Here is a 16,123-nt window from a genome sequence, read left to right as displayed (position 1 = left end):
CATATGAAAAGTCGGCTGTACATAAAATGAAGCACTATGCTACAGCCGACAGACTTTGTTCTATCCTCTTAAATTATTCTTGTTCGTCAAAATAACGTTGCGCACCAGGGTGTAAGTCAAATCCAATTCCTTCTTGTGAAGTCTCAAGTTGAATGGAAGAAGATCGTTCGTGAGCAATTTCGTCTGTTCTTTCATAAATAGCTTTAGTCATGTTGTAAACAAGATCTTCAGAAAGCGAGTTAGAAACAGCAATCATCGCGTAGACAGCAACCGTATCTACAGCGCTATCAATTCCATCGTACGTACCAGCTTCAACTGTAATAGGTGCATAGAAAGGATACTTTTCTACCAATTCATCCACTTTATCTGGTGACATTGTTACTAAAGCAATATCATTTGTTGCTGTTAAGCCAGATACAGCTCCGGTAGGTGTACCTGCAGTAATAAAGGCAGCATCAATATTGCCATCCTGTAATCCACTTGTAGACTCATCAAAGCTTAAACGTTGTTCATCAATGTCATCCATTGTCATTCCGTAAATTTCGAGAATTTGCTCTGCATTTACATATGTACCAGAGCCAGGTGCACCAACTGATACAGCGCGTCCTTCCAGATCCTCAACCGTTTCAATTCCAGATCCAGCAGTTGTAACAATTTGAATTGTTTCAGGATAAAGCGCACCTAAAGCAGATACATTGTCAATTGGCTCATCAAACGCATTGATACCTTCAATCGCGTCAGACATAACATCCGTTTGTGTAAAGCCAATTTCTGCCTCTCCATCACGCAATTGTGCTAAGTTGTCAGCAGATGCATTTGATGATTGTGCTGTTGTTTGTAGACCTGTTTCTTCAGAGATAATGGTTGCCATTGCACCACCGAGTGGATAATACGTCCCACCAGTACCGCCTGTTAGAAGACTTAGAAAACTAGGATCATCTGATGAGCCACCATTATCCCCATTCCCGTTGTCATCATCGCCCCCACATGCTCCAAGAAGAAGTGCTGCGCTTAAAGTGAAAAGAATTGGAAACGCTTTTTTCATTTGTAAAACCCCCTGTTTATTCAAGTTACTATTCTCTTAGTTTACAAAAAAATATTGAAAAATGTCAAACTTTTAGTGATTTAAAGTAATCAATTAAAAGAATATACGAAGAGATCCAACTTTAGAAAAAGTTGGATCTCTTTCGTCTTATTTTTCATCCTTAGTTTGTTTTAAAATTTCTTGAACCGCTTCTTTTTGCTGCATTTCTACAAGAATATACAAGTAATCATCGGCTTTAATCTCCGTACTGCCTGTTGGTGAAATAACGGAATCTTCACGTTCAATTGCGCTTACATTGACGTGAGGTGGGAACTTGATTTCTGCCAATGTTTTTCCGACGATAGCTGTGTTTTCTGTCGTTTGAAAGTGTAGCATTTCTGCTGTAGACCGTCCGGCAGCAAGCAGTTCTCTTCTAAGTTCTTCACGCCACTCTTCAGAGAGTTCTCGACGTAAATCTTCATAAGCTTCTTCTTTCATCGCTTTCTTTAATGCGTCATCATGGTCAGACTGTTTCCGTCGTTGTTCGGTTTTCCAATCACGAGTGATCATCGTTGCGACTGCAATGAGCATGAAGACGAGAATGAAAGCAAATGGAAGTGCTGCGGTTAAAGCGGCGGTTTGCAAAGCATCTAATCCACCGTCTCCACTAATAAGCAAGACTGAAGCCGTTCCTGCAATTAATACACCCCATAATACTTTTAGTTTAAAGGCCGGGTTTAGGCTACCATTTGATGTCATTGACCCGAGAACGAAAGCGGCTGAATCAGCTGATGTAACAAAAAATATTCCAACTACTATTACAGCTAATAGACTTGAAATCAATGTCAAAGGTAGCTGGTCAAGCATGTAAAATAACGTTAACTCTACTTCAGAATTAGCGATGTCTGCCATTCCGAAAATACCTTGAATTTCAATGTCGAGTGCTGTCCCGCCAAATACTGAAAACCAAATGACAGCCATGAGAGTGGGGACGAGCAGAACACCAGCGATAAATTCACGAATCGTTCTTCCTTTCGAAATACGGGCAATGAAGAGCCCGACAAAAGGTGACCACGACATATGCCATGCCCAGAAAAAAATCGTATTGGCTCCAAGCCAACCATCGTCTGAATAAGGCTCCATTGAGAAGGACATCGATACAACGTTCGACACATATCCACCGAGTGTTGTGACCATGCTCTCAAGTAACGTAATTGTAGGACCGGCAAATAGAACAAATAATAATAACATACCAGCTAAAATTAAATTTAAGTTCGTCAGTTTCTTTATTCCTTTATTAATGCCTCTTACTGCAGAAAATAAGAATAGAACCGTAATAATGGCAATAATCGTTAATTGAAGTGGAATGCCATTTTCTAGTGGCGTTAAGAATGAGACGCCTCCGGAAATCTGTAAAGCACTAATGCCAAACGTTGTTGCGACACCTGCACATGTTGAGATTACCGCTAATAAATCAATGCCTTTTCCCATCCATCCATCTGTTTTTTTCCCTAGAAGTGGGTAAAAAGCAGAACTAATCAATGCAGGTCTGTTTTTACGGAACTGAACATAGGCAAGCGTTAAACCGACAACAGAGAAGGCTCCCCATGCGTGAAGTCCCCAATGAAATACTCCGTATCGGAGGCCAACTTCGGCTGCTTCACCGGCTTCACCTGGTAAATTAAACGCATAACCTGGAGGAGGATCGGAATAGTAAAGAATTGGTTCAGCGACCCCAAAAAAAACAAAACCGACACCTAGCCCTGCTGCAAAAAGCATACCAACCCAAGAAATGAATGAGTGCTCTGGTCGATCAGTTGGTTTTCCGAGCCTTAGTTTCCCGAATGGTGTTAGTGCCACAACGACACCAAACAAAATGAAAACACTGGCAATTGTCATGTAGAACCAGCCGAAATTCGAGATGATCCAATCAAGAGCTGAGTCGGCGGTTGCGCCTAAATGCTGTGGGCTAATGATACCCCAGAGCACAAATAAAGCGATAATGACCGACGAAGAGATAAGAACAAAAGACGATGATTGTTCTTTCAAATTTGAAGATGAATCAGGCTGTTTAGCCATACGCATCAACTCCTCTTTTCCTTTTTATGTACATGCACAACGGGCATATAAGTGTCCCATACCCGGTTAAGGATGTTCGTATACATCTTTTTAGAAATATCTTTAAAGACAGTTAATTAGTTTGCTACGTTAAGACAAGCACGGAAGCACTATTATTTCATTCTATAGGTCATTTGTGTGCGCCATTTATGCACGATTGAATACTGTATGTAGGGGAAATCTTGGTGATAGAGCAACTTGTAGAATATGGCATGAATTTGTCGAGTGAAAGTCTACAAAAACCCGTTGACTTTCTAATTTGAGAGGAGTAAGATTCGTCTTAGACTTTGCGATCTTGCTGCAAGTGAAATCACAAAAGCTAAAAAGGGGATAGACAACATGGAGAGAGGCATTGCTTCTTTTTCGTACTCGGATAATACGCTTGAATACTCAATTACAGGGGAAGGCGACCCAATTTTATATTTGCATGGGGGCCACTCAAGCTGTTTGGAGCAGCTCGGACTAGAGGAGTTAGTGGATCAAGGATATTCTGTCATTGTTCCATCTCGAGCTGGCTACGGGCACACGTCAAAGAAGATCGGGCGCACGCTCGAGAAAGCATGTAGTTTCTATATTGAACTACTAAATGAACTACAGATTGATCAAGTGCATTTAATTGCCGCATCAACTGGAGGACCATCAGGAATTTATTTAGCAAGCCATTACCCAGAACGAATTAAAACGTTTACGTTGCAAGGTGCCGTTACAAAACCTTGGAAGGAAAATCGTTTAAGAGATGCGGTTTTGAGCAGATGTTTGTTTCACCCATATGTGGAGAAATTTATTTGGAAAGGCGTATCGTCATTTACGCGTTTTTCACCAGATCTTGCTTTTAAAACAATCGCACCAGCATATAGTAAATTACCATATGAGGAAATAAAACAACGAACGCTGGCAAGGGACTGGTATTTATTTGACCGAATGACAGAATTCCAGCGCTCTCGTCACGGTTTTTTAATTGATCTCCAGCAAATGAAACATTCGCTTGAACACGAGCTTGATTCAATTTCAGTTCCTACATTAATTGTTCATAGTATAAATGACGCAATTGTGCCACTTGATCATGCAGAGTATGCGAAAGGCCACATTCAATCAGCTAAACTACTTTGTCTTGATACATGGGGGCATTTGCTTTGCCTTGGTAAAGGATCTGAACAACACGCAGATGAACTAATTGGGTTTTTAAATCAACATTCAGCATAAAGAACACGGCTATGCCGTGTTCTTTTCTTGTTAACAGCTAACTTAGTATTACAACAATTTCGATCCCCATTGACTTCGTTCGACCATTTTCTTAAGCTGAACGTTGTTAGAATCTTTTTTTAACATTGTCCAAAAAAAATCTGCAATAACTCTACAAAGTAGGGGATAGTAAGAAAACAATATACATATGACACCCAGGAGGTTATTATGCAACATGTATTATGGGGTTTAATGGGAATAGTGGTCCTATTAGGAATCGCTTTTTTACTTTCTTCGAACAAGAAAGCGATTAATTGGCGAACAATAGTTACTGCTTTGGCACTACAGGTTTTATTTGCTTTTATCGTGCTGTGGACGGAAGTAGGAAGAAATGCTTTGGAAGGGTTAACAAAAGGAGTCCAAGCTGCTATTAATACGTCAGAAGCAGGTATCAATATGCTATTTGGCGATGTATTAGCGCTTGAAGGAGTGGGTAATGTCTTTGCCTTCCAGGTACTGCCAATTATCATCTTCTTTTCAGCGATCATAAGTATTTTATATCACTACGGAATCATGCAGTTTATTGTAAAGTATTTAGGTGGCGGGATTTCTCGTTTGTTAAAAACGAGCCGCGCGGAGTCAATCTCTGCAACTGGAAACATTTTTGTTGGTCAAACAGAAGCGCCTTTGCTTATCAAACCGTATCTTGGCAAGATGACGACTTCTGAACTATTTGCAGTTATGACAGGTGGTATGGCAACGGTAGCCGGTTCTGTAATGGCTGGAATCTCTATGATGGGAATTCCGCTCGAGTACTTAATTGCCGCGACGTTTATGTCAGCACCAGGTGGTTTGTTGATGGCGAAAATGCTTGTGCCAGAAACAGAAGTAAGTGAAACGAAGGACAAAATCAATTTTAAAGTAGAAAGTGAATCACGTAATGTAATCGACGCTGCATCAAACGGTGCCCTTGATGGCTTAAAGCTTGCACTAAATGTTGGGGCGATGTTAATTGCGTTTGTATCTCTAATCGCTTTGATCAATTTAATCCTTGGTTCAGTTGGTAATTTGGTTGGATTTGGAACAATTACCCTTGAAGAAATATTAGGATATGTCTTCTCGCCAATTGCTTGGGTCATTGGTGTACCTTGGGGAGAAGCTGTTCAAGCAGGTTCCTTTATCGGGCAAAAAACGATTGTTAATGAGTTTATCGGATTTGATGCATTAGCAAGTGCAGAGGGCACTTTATCAGATCGGACCTTTATTATTACAAGCTTTGCTCTATGTGGTTTTGCGAATATCAGTTCAATTGCTATCTTGCTAGGTGGTTTAGGTGGATTGGTTCCAGAACGTCGTCCACTAATTGCAAAGTATGGTGTGAAAGCACTTATTGCCGCAACGCTCGTAAACTTAATGAACGCAGCCATTGCTGGAATGTTAATTGGATAATGAATGAAGGTAGTCAGAATCATGGCTGCCTTTTTTATTTTCCGATAGAATGATGTGAAAGGAGAGTGAGAACCATTGACAATTGAAATAAAGGAAGCGACGTTACAGGATGCGAGGGCTATTCTTGAGTTACAAAAAATCGCTTACCAAAGTGAGGCGGAACTATATAAAGATTATTCCATTCTTCCGCTCCATGAGACAGTTGAAGACGTAGAACGGGCTTTTACGAAGAACGTCGTGTTAAAAGCCGTTAGTAATGAGAATAAAATAGTTGGTTCTGTTCGAGCAATGCGTGAAAGTGACACGACGAAAATAGGGAAATTAATGGTGCACCCTAGCTGGCAGGATCAAGGTCTTGGAAGAAAGTTGATGGATGCGATTGAAGAGACTGTTGAGAGCTCAGTCTATGCGCTATTTACAGGAAGTAAGAGTGAGAAAAATTTGGCGTTCTATCAAAAGCTAGGTTATAAAACGATTAAGCTCGATACGTTGCCAGGCGAAGCAACCGTCTTTGCATTTATGGAAAAAACGGTTTCATCGAAATAATTATTATGGAGCAGCGCGCATAGACTGAAACTATGTCATATGTAAGCGAGGGTCCTGTTAATGCAAGAAGCAATCTACACCTCTATTCATGGGAAATGGAACTCCTTTCAATCGATGTTTACACAGCTAGAAGCGTATATTGCTGAAGAACCAATGTGTAGGTATAGAATCAGTATAGGGACAGATTCACAAGTACATGCTCAGACAACGCGGTTTGTGACTGGAATTGTCGTTCAACGGATTCATTTAGGGACATGGGCCTGTCTGACTAAAAGAATCGTTGCTGAAAAGATGCTTAATTTGTACGAACGTCTCTCTTATGAGACGGCATTGACTGAACAGGTTTTAATTTTATTTACCCAAGCTCGTAAGGAACAGTTGCTTAACTTGATTAACTCACAATTAGGAGAAGAGGCCTTATTGTTTGAAGCACATCTGGATCTTGGTTCGCAACTAGAAAATCGCTCATATGTCTATGCAGACGAAATGATCAAACGTGTAGAACGATTTGGTTTTGTTGGTAAACTTAAGCCGGATTCTTTCGTTGCAAGCAGTTATGCAAACCGGTTCACCAAATAAGGTCACCTCGCTTAGCGAGGTGGCCTTTTCCAATGTGGATGCCTTTGAGGAAGAGGCGGTGGTCCAATCGTTTCACGAATAACGGTATCGTTCTGATGGGGAAATTGATGAACATGACGATAAACTTTATTTGTTACATAATGTGTTAATACAGGGTGAACTTCTTTTACAACAAATTCTTCCACATAAGGGTGTGGACCGTTTGGGCGAAATCTCGGTTTTCGAAACATAAGAATTCATCCTTTCCTTTACGATCAGCTTATGTACCAGAGAGCGAATTGGTATAGGCAAAAAGTAGATCGATTATGCACGAGTAAAAAGCCAGCAAACGGCTCCTTTCAAAGGGGGCTGCTTGCTGGCTTCATTTAAACGCGTTTTGGACGTGATCGCATGCGAATGCGAATGAGACGGTACGTATGTTGAACAATAACTTTACCAACTGCGTACGTCGGAACAGCAAGTAAAATACCAATGAAACCGGCTAATTGACTTGCTACCAATAATACAAAAATAATTGTCAGTGGGTGAACGGAAAGCTGTCTACCCATAATTTGTGGTGAGAACACATTGCTTTCAATTTGTTGGATAACAACCACTCCACCGATAACAAGAAGTGCGGTGAACGGTGAGTGAAATAACGCGACAACAACGGCAGGGGCTGTACCAATCCATGGCCCGATAAACGGGATAACGTTCGTAAATAAAGCAACTAAAGCTAAGATTAAGGCGTAATCTAGCCCAATAATTAAGTACCAGATTAAACAAAGGACTCCGACACAGGCGCTAACTAGAATTTGTCCTTGAATGTAACCGCTAAGTGCACTATCTAAATCACTTAGTACGCGATTTCCTTCTTCTTGTTCTCTAGCAGGAAACTGATTGATAACCATCATCGGTGCTTTTTTTCCGTCTTTAAGCATGTAGAACAAGACGAAAGGAATAATAACCGCGACAATTACAAAGTTGGCAATCGCGCTAATAAACGAGCCAATACTATCAACGGCTGATTGAAGGTAGCCCTCTAAGTTTTCCGTAATCGTGTTAGAAATGTTTTCAAATGAAAAATCCATCTGCTCAACAATGTTTTGAAACGCTGGTTGTTCTTGCAGATCTTCAACAAAACTTTGCACGGTATTGGCGTAACGAGGTACATTATCAAAGAACGACATGACCTGATTCTGAAGAATCGGACCAACATAGAGCAACGCACCTGTTGCAATCCCAATCAAGACTAGAAAGACAATTAAAATGGAAAGTCCACGATGGAGCTTTTTGCTCAATATATTCACAAATGGTCTCAGCAAATAATAGATAATGAGCGCGATAACGATTGGAGCAAATAACGTTTGAAACAAAACAGCAATAGGTCGGAAGATGAAGTTAACGAGTGACCCAAGGTAAATGATAAGAAGGATTACGATAATCCAACTTGCAAATCGAAATGCTTTGTTATCCATCATAACGAGCTAAAACCTCCTCTTTTAAAAAGTATATGTATCTCATTTTGAAAAATATTAGTAAGTGTACTATACCACAAATTTTAGAAAATCCAATCAATATGAGAACCAATCGCTGTTTCAGTAAAGTCGAACAGGGAATACATCTGTACTACGAAGAAAAAGGGTGAGAGTCATGCGTATCGTAACTGGTGAAGAAATGGCGAGCATTGACGCAATCACGATAAATAAGATAGGTCTTCCCGGAGTCGTGCTGATGGAGAATGCGGGGCGAGAGATTGCTCGCAGATTAATTGATCTATATGGGATGGAAAAACGCTTTCTTCTATTTATAGGAAAAGGAAACAATGGAGGCGATGGCTTTGCTGTTGCGCGAATGCTCAAAGAACAAGGTGTTTCCGTTCTTACATGTATTGTTGAAGATGAAGCGATTTTTGAAGGAGACGCTAAGCTTCATAAACGTGTTTACGAGCAAAGCGGCTACCGCTGGCGTTACTGGAAAGAGATGAATCGAACCTGGAGTGAGGTGCTTTGTGAAGTAGACGTTGTTGTCGATGCGATGCTCGGTACAGGACTAAGAGGCGCCATTCGCGAACCGTATACGTCCATCATAAAAAAAATCAACCTTGCGGATAAAGAGATTGTTTCAATTGATTTACCTAGCGGTGTACCAGCAGGGGAAGCAGAAATGGAAGGTGAGCCAATATCGGCTGATCGCACATTTACATTACAATTAATGAAACTTAGTTACTATTTAGAGGCAACAAAGCCATACTATGGCGAGGTAGAGACGCTACCAATTGGCATACCGCCTGCAACAATGAATCATCTGGAAGCGCAACGGTGTGTGTGGGGCAAAGATGAAGTGGTTAATAGTTGGGTTAAGTCGAATCCTTTTGCTCATAAAGGGAGCAATGGAAGAATTGGAGTGATTGCAGGTAGTCAACAAATGCCAGGTGCAGCCGCATTATCAGCTAGTGCGGCTATTCGAGGAGGGGCAGGGTTAACGACTGTTGGTACGGTCAGTACAGCGATACAAACCGTTGCCACTCATGTAAAAGAAGCGATGTACACAGCATTTAGCGAGCAGAGCGGATTGATTGCTCCGACAGAAGAAGAACTCTTTGCTTTTTATGAAGGGAAAGCAGCTATCGCAATTGGTCCTGGGATTGGCCGAAGTACTCGTATAAAAGCAATGATTGCCCATGCCATTGAGCATTACACTGGTATCCTCATTCTTGATGCTGATGCACTCGTTTATGTAAGTGAACTACATGATGAGGTAAAAAAACGCCGCTCTCCGCTTGTTCTCACTCCACATATTGGTGAGATGGCGCATCTTGCAAATGAGTCAGTTGATGTTGTAAAACAATATCGATTTACTATTGCTGAGACGTATGCACAGACTTATCAGGCTCACATCATCTTAAAGGGTCCGCACACAATTGTTGCGAATCCGAATGGGGGAATGACGGTCAACCATTCTGGAAATGCCGGTCTTGCCAAAGGAGGATCAGGTGATGTGCTAACGGGTATCGTTACAGCATTAGTGGCAAGGCAACCACTAGAAACCGCCTTGTCAACAGCTGTATTTCTTCATGGGCATGCGGCAGATCTATTAATTAACCAAGGTTTCTCAATTAACAGCTTGACCCCAAGTGATTTAATTGAAGGTTTAGCAGAAGCATATAAACTGTGTGAATAATCCTTACATGATGATACAAGCTCTTACACCTCATGACGTGTTTTTATTCTCCTATTTTTGAGAATACTGGTAGTAACAGATTCTACATGATAAAGGAGTATGTGAAGATGAAAAAATGGTCAATGGTTTTTGTGGCGACTTTAACAGCTACTGCTTTGGTCGGATGCAACCAAGATGAGCCTCAAGGAGAGACCAATCAGTCTCCTGACACTACGAATGGTGGAGAGCAAGGAGATAGCACAAATAATAGCAATGAGATGGACGACCTTGGTGTCTATATTGATCTTAATGTTGCTTTACAAGAGTTTGAAGATGCCTATCCAGATGCTTCATTAACATCTGTGGAGTTTGATACACGTGCGATGCTATACGAATTTGAAGGTATGGATGATGATACCGAATATGAGATGGATATAGATGCAACAACGCAAGAAATCACCCATCAGCGAGAGGAAGCTCTTGATGCAGACGATGCAGCTGGAATTGAGAGAGAGGAAGAAGGTTTTTCATTTGAAGGGCTAATCACTCTTGATGAGGCAGTTGATTTAGCACGAGAAGAAGTTGCTGGTGAACTTCGATCTTGGGCATTGGATCGTGACAATTCAAGAACGATCTATGATGTGACAATGGATGTTGAAGGTAATGAGCACGAAGTGAAGATTGATGCAGAGACGAGTGAAATTATAGAAGTTGACAAGGATTAATTAAAAAAGCTGTTTAGCCTATTTATTGGCTGAACAGCTTTTTACTTTTGGGTTTCCGCTAGGTGCTTTAGTTCTTGTGTTCGTTGTTTTAAAAAACGAGTCATATAGGCTTTTAGAAACAGGAAATTTGCTATGTGACCAAGAAACCCTAACGGAGCTTTATACGTAAATGTATCAGTCATCATTGTGCCGCCGCTAACCTCGTGAAATTGGTGAACATGTGTAAATGAGTGAAAGGCACCATTTACCATAACATCAGTAAATTCAGCGGGAACATTCAAATCAACTATTTGAGCCGTCAACCGTTGCTTTACACCAAGATGAGTTGCTTCCCATGTTACGGTGTCATGTAGCTCTAATAACCCATGTGTGACACCAGCAACTGCTCGCTCGTTTGTATTCCCTGTTGTTAAAGTGTGAATGGTCACGTCGCGGGCGAGATCAAAGCAAATAGAACGATCAGCTTTAATAAACGTGCGTATTCGTATCGTCGGCATCGGCTCGCTCCTTCTATCAGTCTTTGCAGAAAACTGTACAATAAGTATGATAGAGATACAAGAGGAGGGAAAGCTGATGAAAATGGAAACCCATTTATTTTTGTTTGGCGGAGGACCTCCGTTTACGGGGAAGCTCGCTAGACAGTTTTGTGAAAAAGCCCTACGACAATCATGTACGATTCTAGTAATGCCGCGTCCTGGGTGGGAGAACTATCAGTCTGTTTATGCGGATAAACTGGCTGAATATGGGTTAAAATGCGCGTTCATTCCGTTGGGGCAGGTACCGGTTAACGAGGCCGTAGAAGAGATTAACCAAGCAGGTGCACTTGTAATTGGTGGAGGAAATACAGAGCGCTATATTGATGAAGTGGTTGAAACGCCCATCGGAGAAGCACTAAAAAAACGTTTTCGAGCAGGTGTGCCAGTCGCTGGCTTTTCAGCAGGTGCAATTCTAAGTATGGAAGAGAGTCTGCTTTCACCGCGCGACAATAACACAGGGAGATTATTGGAACGGCGAGGATTAGGCCTCGTAAAACATACAGCGGTTGCCGTTCATTTTAGTGAATGGAATGATGAACAACACTTGCTTGATCTGGCATCTACTTATAAGAATAAGGAATGTTACGGGATTGATGAACAAACCGGTCTCTATTTAAAAAATGGGGAAATCGAATTCTATGATGGCCGTGGTGTTTATACGGTCTTACATAATCAGATCGTGAAGCTGGGGGAGAAACCATGACTGAGTTTAAAATAAGACATGCGAAAGTTAGTGATGCGGCAAATCTAATTGCGCATATGAAACATGTGTTTACAGAAAATCCTTCATTTTATGGCACGGCCGTAGAAGAGTTTACATTGAGTGTCAGGGAAGAAGAGGAATGGATTAAAAACCATCATGCAGATGGGCTCATTTTGCTGGCAGAAATCGATGAGCAACTGATTGGCATGATGCATTTTAAGCCTTCATCTAGTAGGCGTTTTGCCCACCAAGGCATTCTCGGAATCAGTGTTAAAGAATCATATGCAGGATTAGGAATTGGTACCCGATTGCTTACGCAGCTGCTTGATTGGGCAAAGAAGAACCCCAACCTTGAGAAACTAACGCTTGAAGTGTTTTCAAATAATGAGCGTGGAATTCACTTATATAAAAAATTAGGGTTCCAAGAAGAGGGGCGCTTGTTAAGAAACGCGAAGCTCGATGATGGGACATATGTTGATGATATTATTATGTGTCAGTTTGTTTGAAATTTTACTTGCGTGTGACGTTACGTCATCAACTAGGATAGAACAATGGAGGTGACGTGATGGAAGAGACGATTGGACGTTTTGCTAAAAGGGTCGGGACAACACCTAGAACATTGCGGTACTATGATCAAATTGATTTACTTAGGCCAGCACACTTAAACGAAAAAGGACAGAAGGTATATACATTAAAAGAGTGGGAACGTTATCAGCAGATTCAAGTGTGCAAGCATTTAGGAATGTCGCTGGAAGAAAGCAAACAGGTTGTGAATAATCCTGACTTAAGTCCACGCTCCATGCTGAACTTGCAAAAGAAACTGCTCATTAAAAAGAAGAATGAAATAGAAGAAGTACTTGAAACAATTGAACGGACAGAGCGGCTATTTGAAACGGTAGAAATAGGAGACAAAGAAGTCGACGATCTTTTTTTTATTTTATTAGATTCATTTCGAAAAGAGCAATTACAGACTAAAGAGCTAAAAGATCATTTTTCTGAAGAGGTTATCGGTACACTCTTTGGAGAATACGAAACCCCTGCTGTTCGCAACGCGATAGATCAGGAAGTGCTTCTTTTTTATAAACGGATGCGGCAATCAATGGAACAAGGGCAAGATCCGACAGCTTCTAAGGTTCAAGAAATGGTGAAATCTTTTTATACACTTTTACCGGTCGATTTTTCAGCTGAACTATTGAGTCAAGATGCATCTTTTTTTGATAAGCATCATGGATTGTTCTCAGTTTATTTTCCAAAAGAGCTTGGGGACTACATTCATCAAAGCATTGTCGAATATTTTGATCAAAGGGAGAATGATGCACGTGGACGTTGAACAAAAGCAAACGCTAGGAATTGGCCGTTTTTTCTCAATGATAAAGCCGTTTCTTCCTAAACCATTTTTACTTGTGCTAGCGGTTCTCCTCGTTGTATTTGAGACAGCTCTCGCTTTAATTGTGCCGCTGTTAACGATGAATTTCATTGATGGAATGACGTTAGACGGGATGCAATGGAGCACGATTTGGATATTAGTTGCCGTCTTTATCTCCCAACTGATTATGTCTGGTTTGGCTATTTATACAATGGTCTACATCGGTCAGCGAGTGGTCCTGTCGCTAAGAGAGACGGCGTGGCAGCGGATATTGCGTCTACCTATTTCCTTTTTTGATCGGCATTCTTCTGGAGAAATGATGAGCCGGATGACCAATGATACGCTTGTTATTAAGGATTTTATGACGCTGCAACTAATCCCATTCATTTCTGGAATTATCTCAATCGTTGGTTCCATTGTGATTTTACTTGTGCTCGATTGGCGGATTACGTTAATGATGCTAGCGGTGGTTCCGGCTTCCTTGCTTGTGATGATGCCTCTTGGACGGCGGATGTATAAGGTGTCCCGTTCTTTACAAGACGAGACCGCATCATTTCAAGGCGATTTAGGAAGAGTGCTGTCTGACATTCGGTTAGTTAAAGCATCTCTTGCTGAAGATCAGGAAAACCGAGTTGGGTTGTCTCGAATGAAGAAATTGTTTGGCTACGGGGTGCGAGAAGGGCGAATCATGGCCGTCATTCAGCCAATCATGATGAGTTTGATGCTCATTATGCTTGTCGTTATATTTGGATACGGAGGCGTGAGAGTTGCAGCAGGAACACTCTCAGCGGGTGCGTTGGTTGCCATTATCTTTTACTTATTCCAAATTTCTATGCCATTTACGCAAATGGCAAACTTCTTCACACAGCTGCAAAAAGCACTAGGAGCAAGTGAACGAATCGATTCAATCTTAAAAGCGGAGCAAGAGAAAGACGTCCATGAATTAAGTAAACAAACGAACGCTTCAGAATCACTTGAGTTTAAGCGGCTCTCGTTTCAATATGCGGATGAAAAACAGATTTTAAATAAAGTAGCATTTCAGGCACCGATTGGACAAATGACTGCATTTGTTGGTCCGAGCGGGGCTGGGAAAACAACGTTGTTCTCGTTAATTGAGCGTTTTTATCAGCCAACTGAAGGAGATATTTCCTATAGAGGAGAATCAATCTATTCAATAGGGTTAAAAAATTGGCGCAATAAAATTGCTTACGTTTCTCAAGATTCACCGATGATGTCGGGGACGATTCGAGATAATTTAACATATGGACTTGATCATGTTAAAGATACTCAAATTGATCAGGCGATTATGGATGCGAATCTCCAGTCCTTTGTTCAATCCTTACCAGAAGGGTACGATACAGAAGTGGGTGAGAGAGGTGTTCGCTTATCAGGCGGTCAGCGTCAGCGCCTTGCAATTGCCCGAGCAATGATTCGCAATCCAGAAATCCTCCTGCTTGATGAAGCAACAGCACATTTAGACAGTTCATCCGAGAAGCTTGTCCAAGAAGCACTTGAGCGCTTGATGTTAGACCGGACTACGCTCGTCATTGCGCACCGCCTAGCAACGGTTCGTCACGCTAGTCAGCTGATTGTTTTAGAGGAAGGGCAAGTGACAGGAGCAGGAACACACCAAGAGTTGCTTGAAACACATGATCTGTATAAAGAGCTTGTGCAGCAGCAATTAACATTTGATTAAGGAAAAAGTTGCCTAAGGGTAGCTTTTTTTTATACCTTAATCTTGCTTGAATAAGGTCGAGACCGGGTAAAAAATATTGTTTAGCTTGTTACCTACTATTTTTTAATGAGCGTCATATAGTAGCTTTAAAGGAATTAAATTGGTTATGGAGGAATGATAATGGAAGAGAGACTGGGCACGGAAGATCGTAATGAACGAACGATGCAGATGGATGAAATGCCGCTAAGGAATTTACTTCAAATAATGAATCAAGAAGATGCTCACGTCATTTCTGCCGTAAAAAGCCAATTGCCACAAATTGAACAAGCCGTTCAGGCTGCTATAGAGTCATTTCAAAATGGAGGAAGGCTTCTTTATGCTGGTGCAGGAACCTCAGGTCGTCTTGCTGTTTTAGATGCGGTTGAATGTAAGCCTACTTTTGGAATGGGGGCAGATCGGATTCGAGCTGTTATTGCTGGAGGGCAAAAAGCGGTAACTGAGGCGGTTGAAGGAGCAGAAGATGATTATGATACCGGAGTAAGAGAATGTGCGTATCTAAAGGTAGGTGCTAAAGATACCGTTATCGCTTTAGCGGCAAGTGGTCGGACGCCCTATGCGATTGGCTTCTTAAAAGAAGCTAGGGCACGAGGGGCCAAGGCTATCTCAATTAGCTGCAATAAAGATAGTTTGCTTAGTGAACAAGCTGATATTGCCATTGAACCAGAAACAGGGCCGGAAGTCTTAACTGGGTCAACACGCTTAAAAGCTGGAACCGCTCAAAAGCTCATTTTAAATATGATTTCAACTGCGGCAATGGTCGGGATTGGCAAAGTTTATCAAAACTTAATGGTCGATTTGCAACCAACTAATGAGAAATTAGTAGACCGATCAAAACGAATTGTGATGGAAGCAACGAATGCTACGGAAGCAGAAGCGATGCAGGCGTTAAAATTAGCAAACAATGCTGTTAAACCTGCTATTGTCATGTTGCTTTTAGATTGTAGCAACGAAAAAGCTAATCAATTGCTAGCAGAGAACAATGGTTTTATAAAGGAAGCTGTTCAAAGAAAATAAAGAAT

The 16,123-nt window shown here is 41.3% G+C and carries 16 protein-coding genes; 11 read left to right on the top strand and 5 right to left on the bottom strand.

The window, feature by feature from the left end:
• Window positions 1-73 precede the first annotated feature (73 nt).
• Window positions 74-1,045, bottom strand: a complete 972-nt coding sequence (locus JOC54_RS12600; protein WP_204466595.1) for a TAXI family TRAP transporter solute-binding subunit — start codon at window positions 1,043-1,045, stop codon at window positions 74-76.
• A 147-nt stretch (window positions 1,046-1,192) separates the two neighbouring features.
• Window positions 1,193-3,103 carry a BCCT family transporter gene (locus tag JOC54_RS12595; RefSeq protein WP_239586701.1) on the bottom strand — a complete coding sequence of 637 codons (1,911 nt, stop codon included), beginning with the start codon at window positions 3,101-3,103 and terminating at the stop codon, window positions 1,193-1,195.
• Between the two features lie 378 nt (window positions 3,104-3,481).
• Here JOC54_RS12595 and JOC54_RS12590 point away from each other — a divergent pair, with 378 nt between their 5' ends.
• The 4 genes from JOC54_RS12590 to JOC54_RS12575 all read left to right on the top strand — a co-directional run bounded on the left by JOC54_RS12590 (window position 3,482) and on the right by JOC54_RS12575 (window position 6,898).
• Complete coding sequence (locus JOC54_RS12590; RefSeq protein ID WP_204466593.1) at window positions 3,482-4,345, top strand: alpha/beta fold hydrolase; 864 nt, start codon at window positions 3,482-3,484, stop codon at window positions 4,343-4,345.
• A 207-nt stretch (window positions 4,346-4,552) separates the two neighbouring features.
• A complete protein-coding gene (locus JOC54_RS12585) occupies window positions 4,553-5,773 on the top strand; it encodes a NupC/NupG family nucleoside CNT transporter (RefSeq protein ID WP_204466592.1) in 1,221 nt (406 codons plus the stop codon).
• A 75-nt stretch (window positions 5,774-5,848) separates the two neighbouring features.
• A complete protein-coding gene (locus tag JOC54_RS12580) occupies window positions 5,849-6,319 on the top strand; it encodes a GNAT family N-acetyltransferase (RefSeq protein ID WP_204466591.1) in 471 nt (156 codons plus the stop codon).
• Between the two features lie 60 nt (window positions 6,320-6,379).
• Window positions 6,380-6,898, top strand: a complete 519-nt coding sequence (locus tag JOC54_RS12575) for a ribonuclease H-like YkuK family protein (protein WP_204466590.1) — start codon at window positions 6,380-6,382, stop codon at window positions 6,896-6,898.
• Window positions 6,899-6,909: 11 nt separating this feature from the next.
• Here JOC54_RS12575 and JOC54_RS12570 read toward each other — a convergent pair whose 3' ends face one another.
• Window positions 6,910-7,128, bottom strand: a complete 219-nt coding sequence (locus tag JOC54_RS12570) for a CotD family spore coat protein (RefSeq protein WP_204466589.1) — start codon at window positions 7,126-7,128, stop codon at window positions 6,910-6,912.
• A gap of 135 nt (window positions 7,129-7,263) precedes the next feature.
• The gene (locus JOC54_RS12565; RefSeq protein ID WP_204466588.1) at window positions 7,264-8,358 is read right to left on the bottom strand and encodes an AI-2E family transporter; all 1,095 of its coding nucleotides are present in this window, start codon (window positions 8,356-8,358) and stop codon (window positions 7,264-7,266) included.
• A 172-nt stretch (window positions 8,359-8,530) separates the two neighbouring features.
• On the opposite strand from JOC54_RS12565, the gene JOC54_RS12560 reads away from it, so the two are divergent.
• Both JOC54_RS12560 and JOC54_RS12555 read left to right on the top strand, forming a co-directional pair.
• The gene (locus JOC54_RS12560; RefSeq protein ID WP_204466587.1) at window positions 8,531-10,060 is read left to right on the top strand and encodes an NAD(P)H-hydrate dehydratase; all 1,530 of its coding nucleotides are present in this window, start codon (window positions 8,531-8,533) and stop codon (window positions 10,058-10,060) included.
• Window positions 10,061-10,167: 107 nt separating this feature from the next.
• The gene (locus JOC54_RS12555; RefSeq protein ID WP_204466586.1) at window positions 10,168-10,764 is read left to right on the top strand and encodes a PepSY domain-containing protein; all 597 of its coding nucleotides are present in this window, start codon (window positions 10,168-10,170) and stop codon (window positions 10,762-10,764) included.
• Window positions 10,765-10,805: 41 nt separating this feature from the next.
• Here JOC54_RS12555 and JOC54_RS12550 read toward each other — a convergent pair whose 3' ends face one another.
• Complete coding sequence (locus JOC54_RS12550) at window positions 10,806-11,261, bottom strand: SRPBCC family protein (protein WP_204466585.1); 456 nt, start codon at window positions 11,259-11,261, stop codon at window positions 10,806-10,808.
• A 76-nt stretch (window positions 11,262-11,337) separates the two neighbouring features.
• Here JOC54_RS12550 and JOC54_RS12545 point away from each other — a divergent pair, with 76 nt between their 5' ends.
• The 5 genes from JOC54_RS12545 (at window position 11,338) to murQ (ending at window position 16,118) form a co-directional block, all read left to right on the top strand.
• Window positions 11,338-12,003 (top strand): Type 1 glutamine amidotransferase-like domain-containing protein, encoded by a 666-nt coding sequence (locus JOC54_RS12545; protein ID WP_204466584.1) that lies wholly within the window; start codon window positions 11,338-11,340, stop codon window positions 12,001-12,003.
• Window positions 12,000-12,509 carry a GNAT family N-acetyltransferase gene (locus JOC54_RS12540; protein ID WP_035440098.1) on the top strand — a complete coding sequence of 170 codons (510 nt, stop codon included), beginning with the start codon at window positions 12,000-12,002 and terminating at the stop codon, window positions 12,507-12,509. Before JOC54_RS12545 ends, JOC54_RS12540 begins: the two co-directional genes overlap by 4 nt.
• Window positions 12,510-12,568: 59 nt before the next feature.
• Window positions 12,569-13,333 (top strand): MerR family transcriptional regulator, encoded by a 765-nt coding sequence (locus JOC54_RS12535; protein ID WP_204466583.1) that lies wholly within the window; start codon window positions 12,569-12,571, stop codon window positions 13,331-13,333.
• Window positions 13,317-15,065, top strand: coding sequence for an ABC transporter ATP-binding protein (locus JOC54_RS12530; RefSeq protein WP_204466614.1), 1,749 nt, complete (start codon window positions 13,317-13,319; stop codon window positions 15,063-15,065). The genes JOC54_RS12535 and JOC54_RS12530 overlap by 17 nt, the downstream gene beginning before the upstream one ends.
• 159 nt (window positions 15,066-15,224) lie before the next feature.
• A complete protein-coding gene (gene murQ, locus JOC54_RS12525; protein ID WP_204466582.1) occupies window positions 15,225-16,118 on the top strand; it encodes an N-acetylmuramic acid 6-phosphate etherase in 894 nt (297 codons plus the stop codon).
• Window positions 16,119-16,123: the final 5 nt, after the last annotated feature.

Origin of the sequence: Shouchella xiaoxiensis, assembly GCF_016907895.1 — a bacterium.
Taxonomy (GTDB): domain Bacteria; phylum Bacillota; class Bacilli; order Bacillales; family Bacillaceae_D; genus Shouchella; species Shouchella xiaoxiensis.
This window is presented reverse-complemented; position numbering and strand designations above follow the sequence as displayed.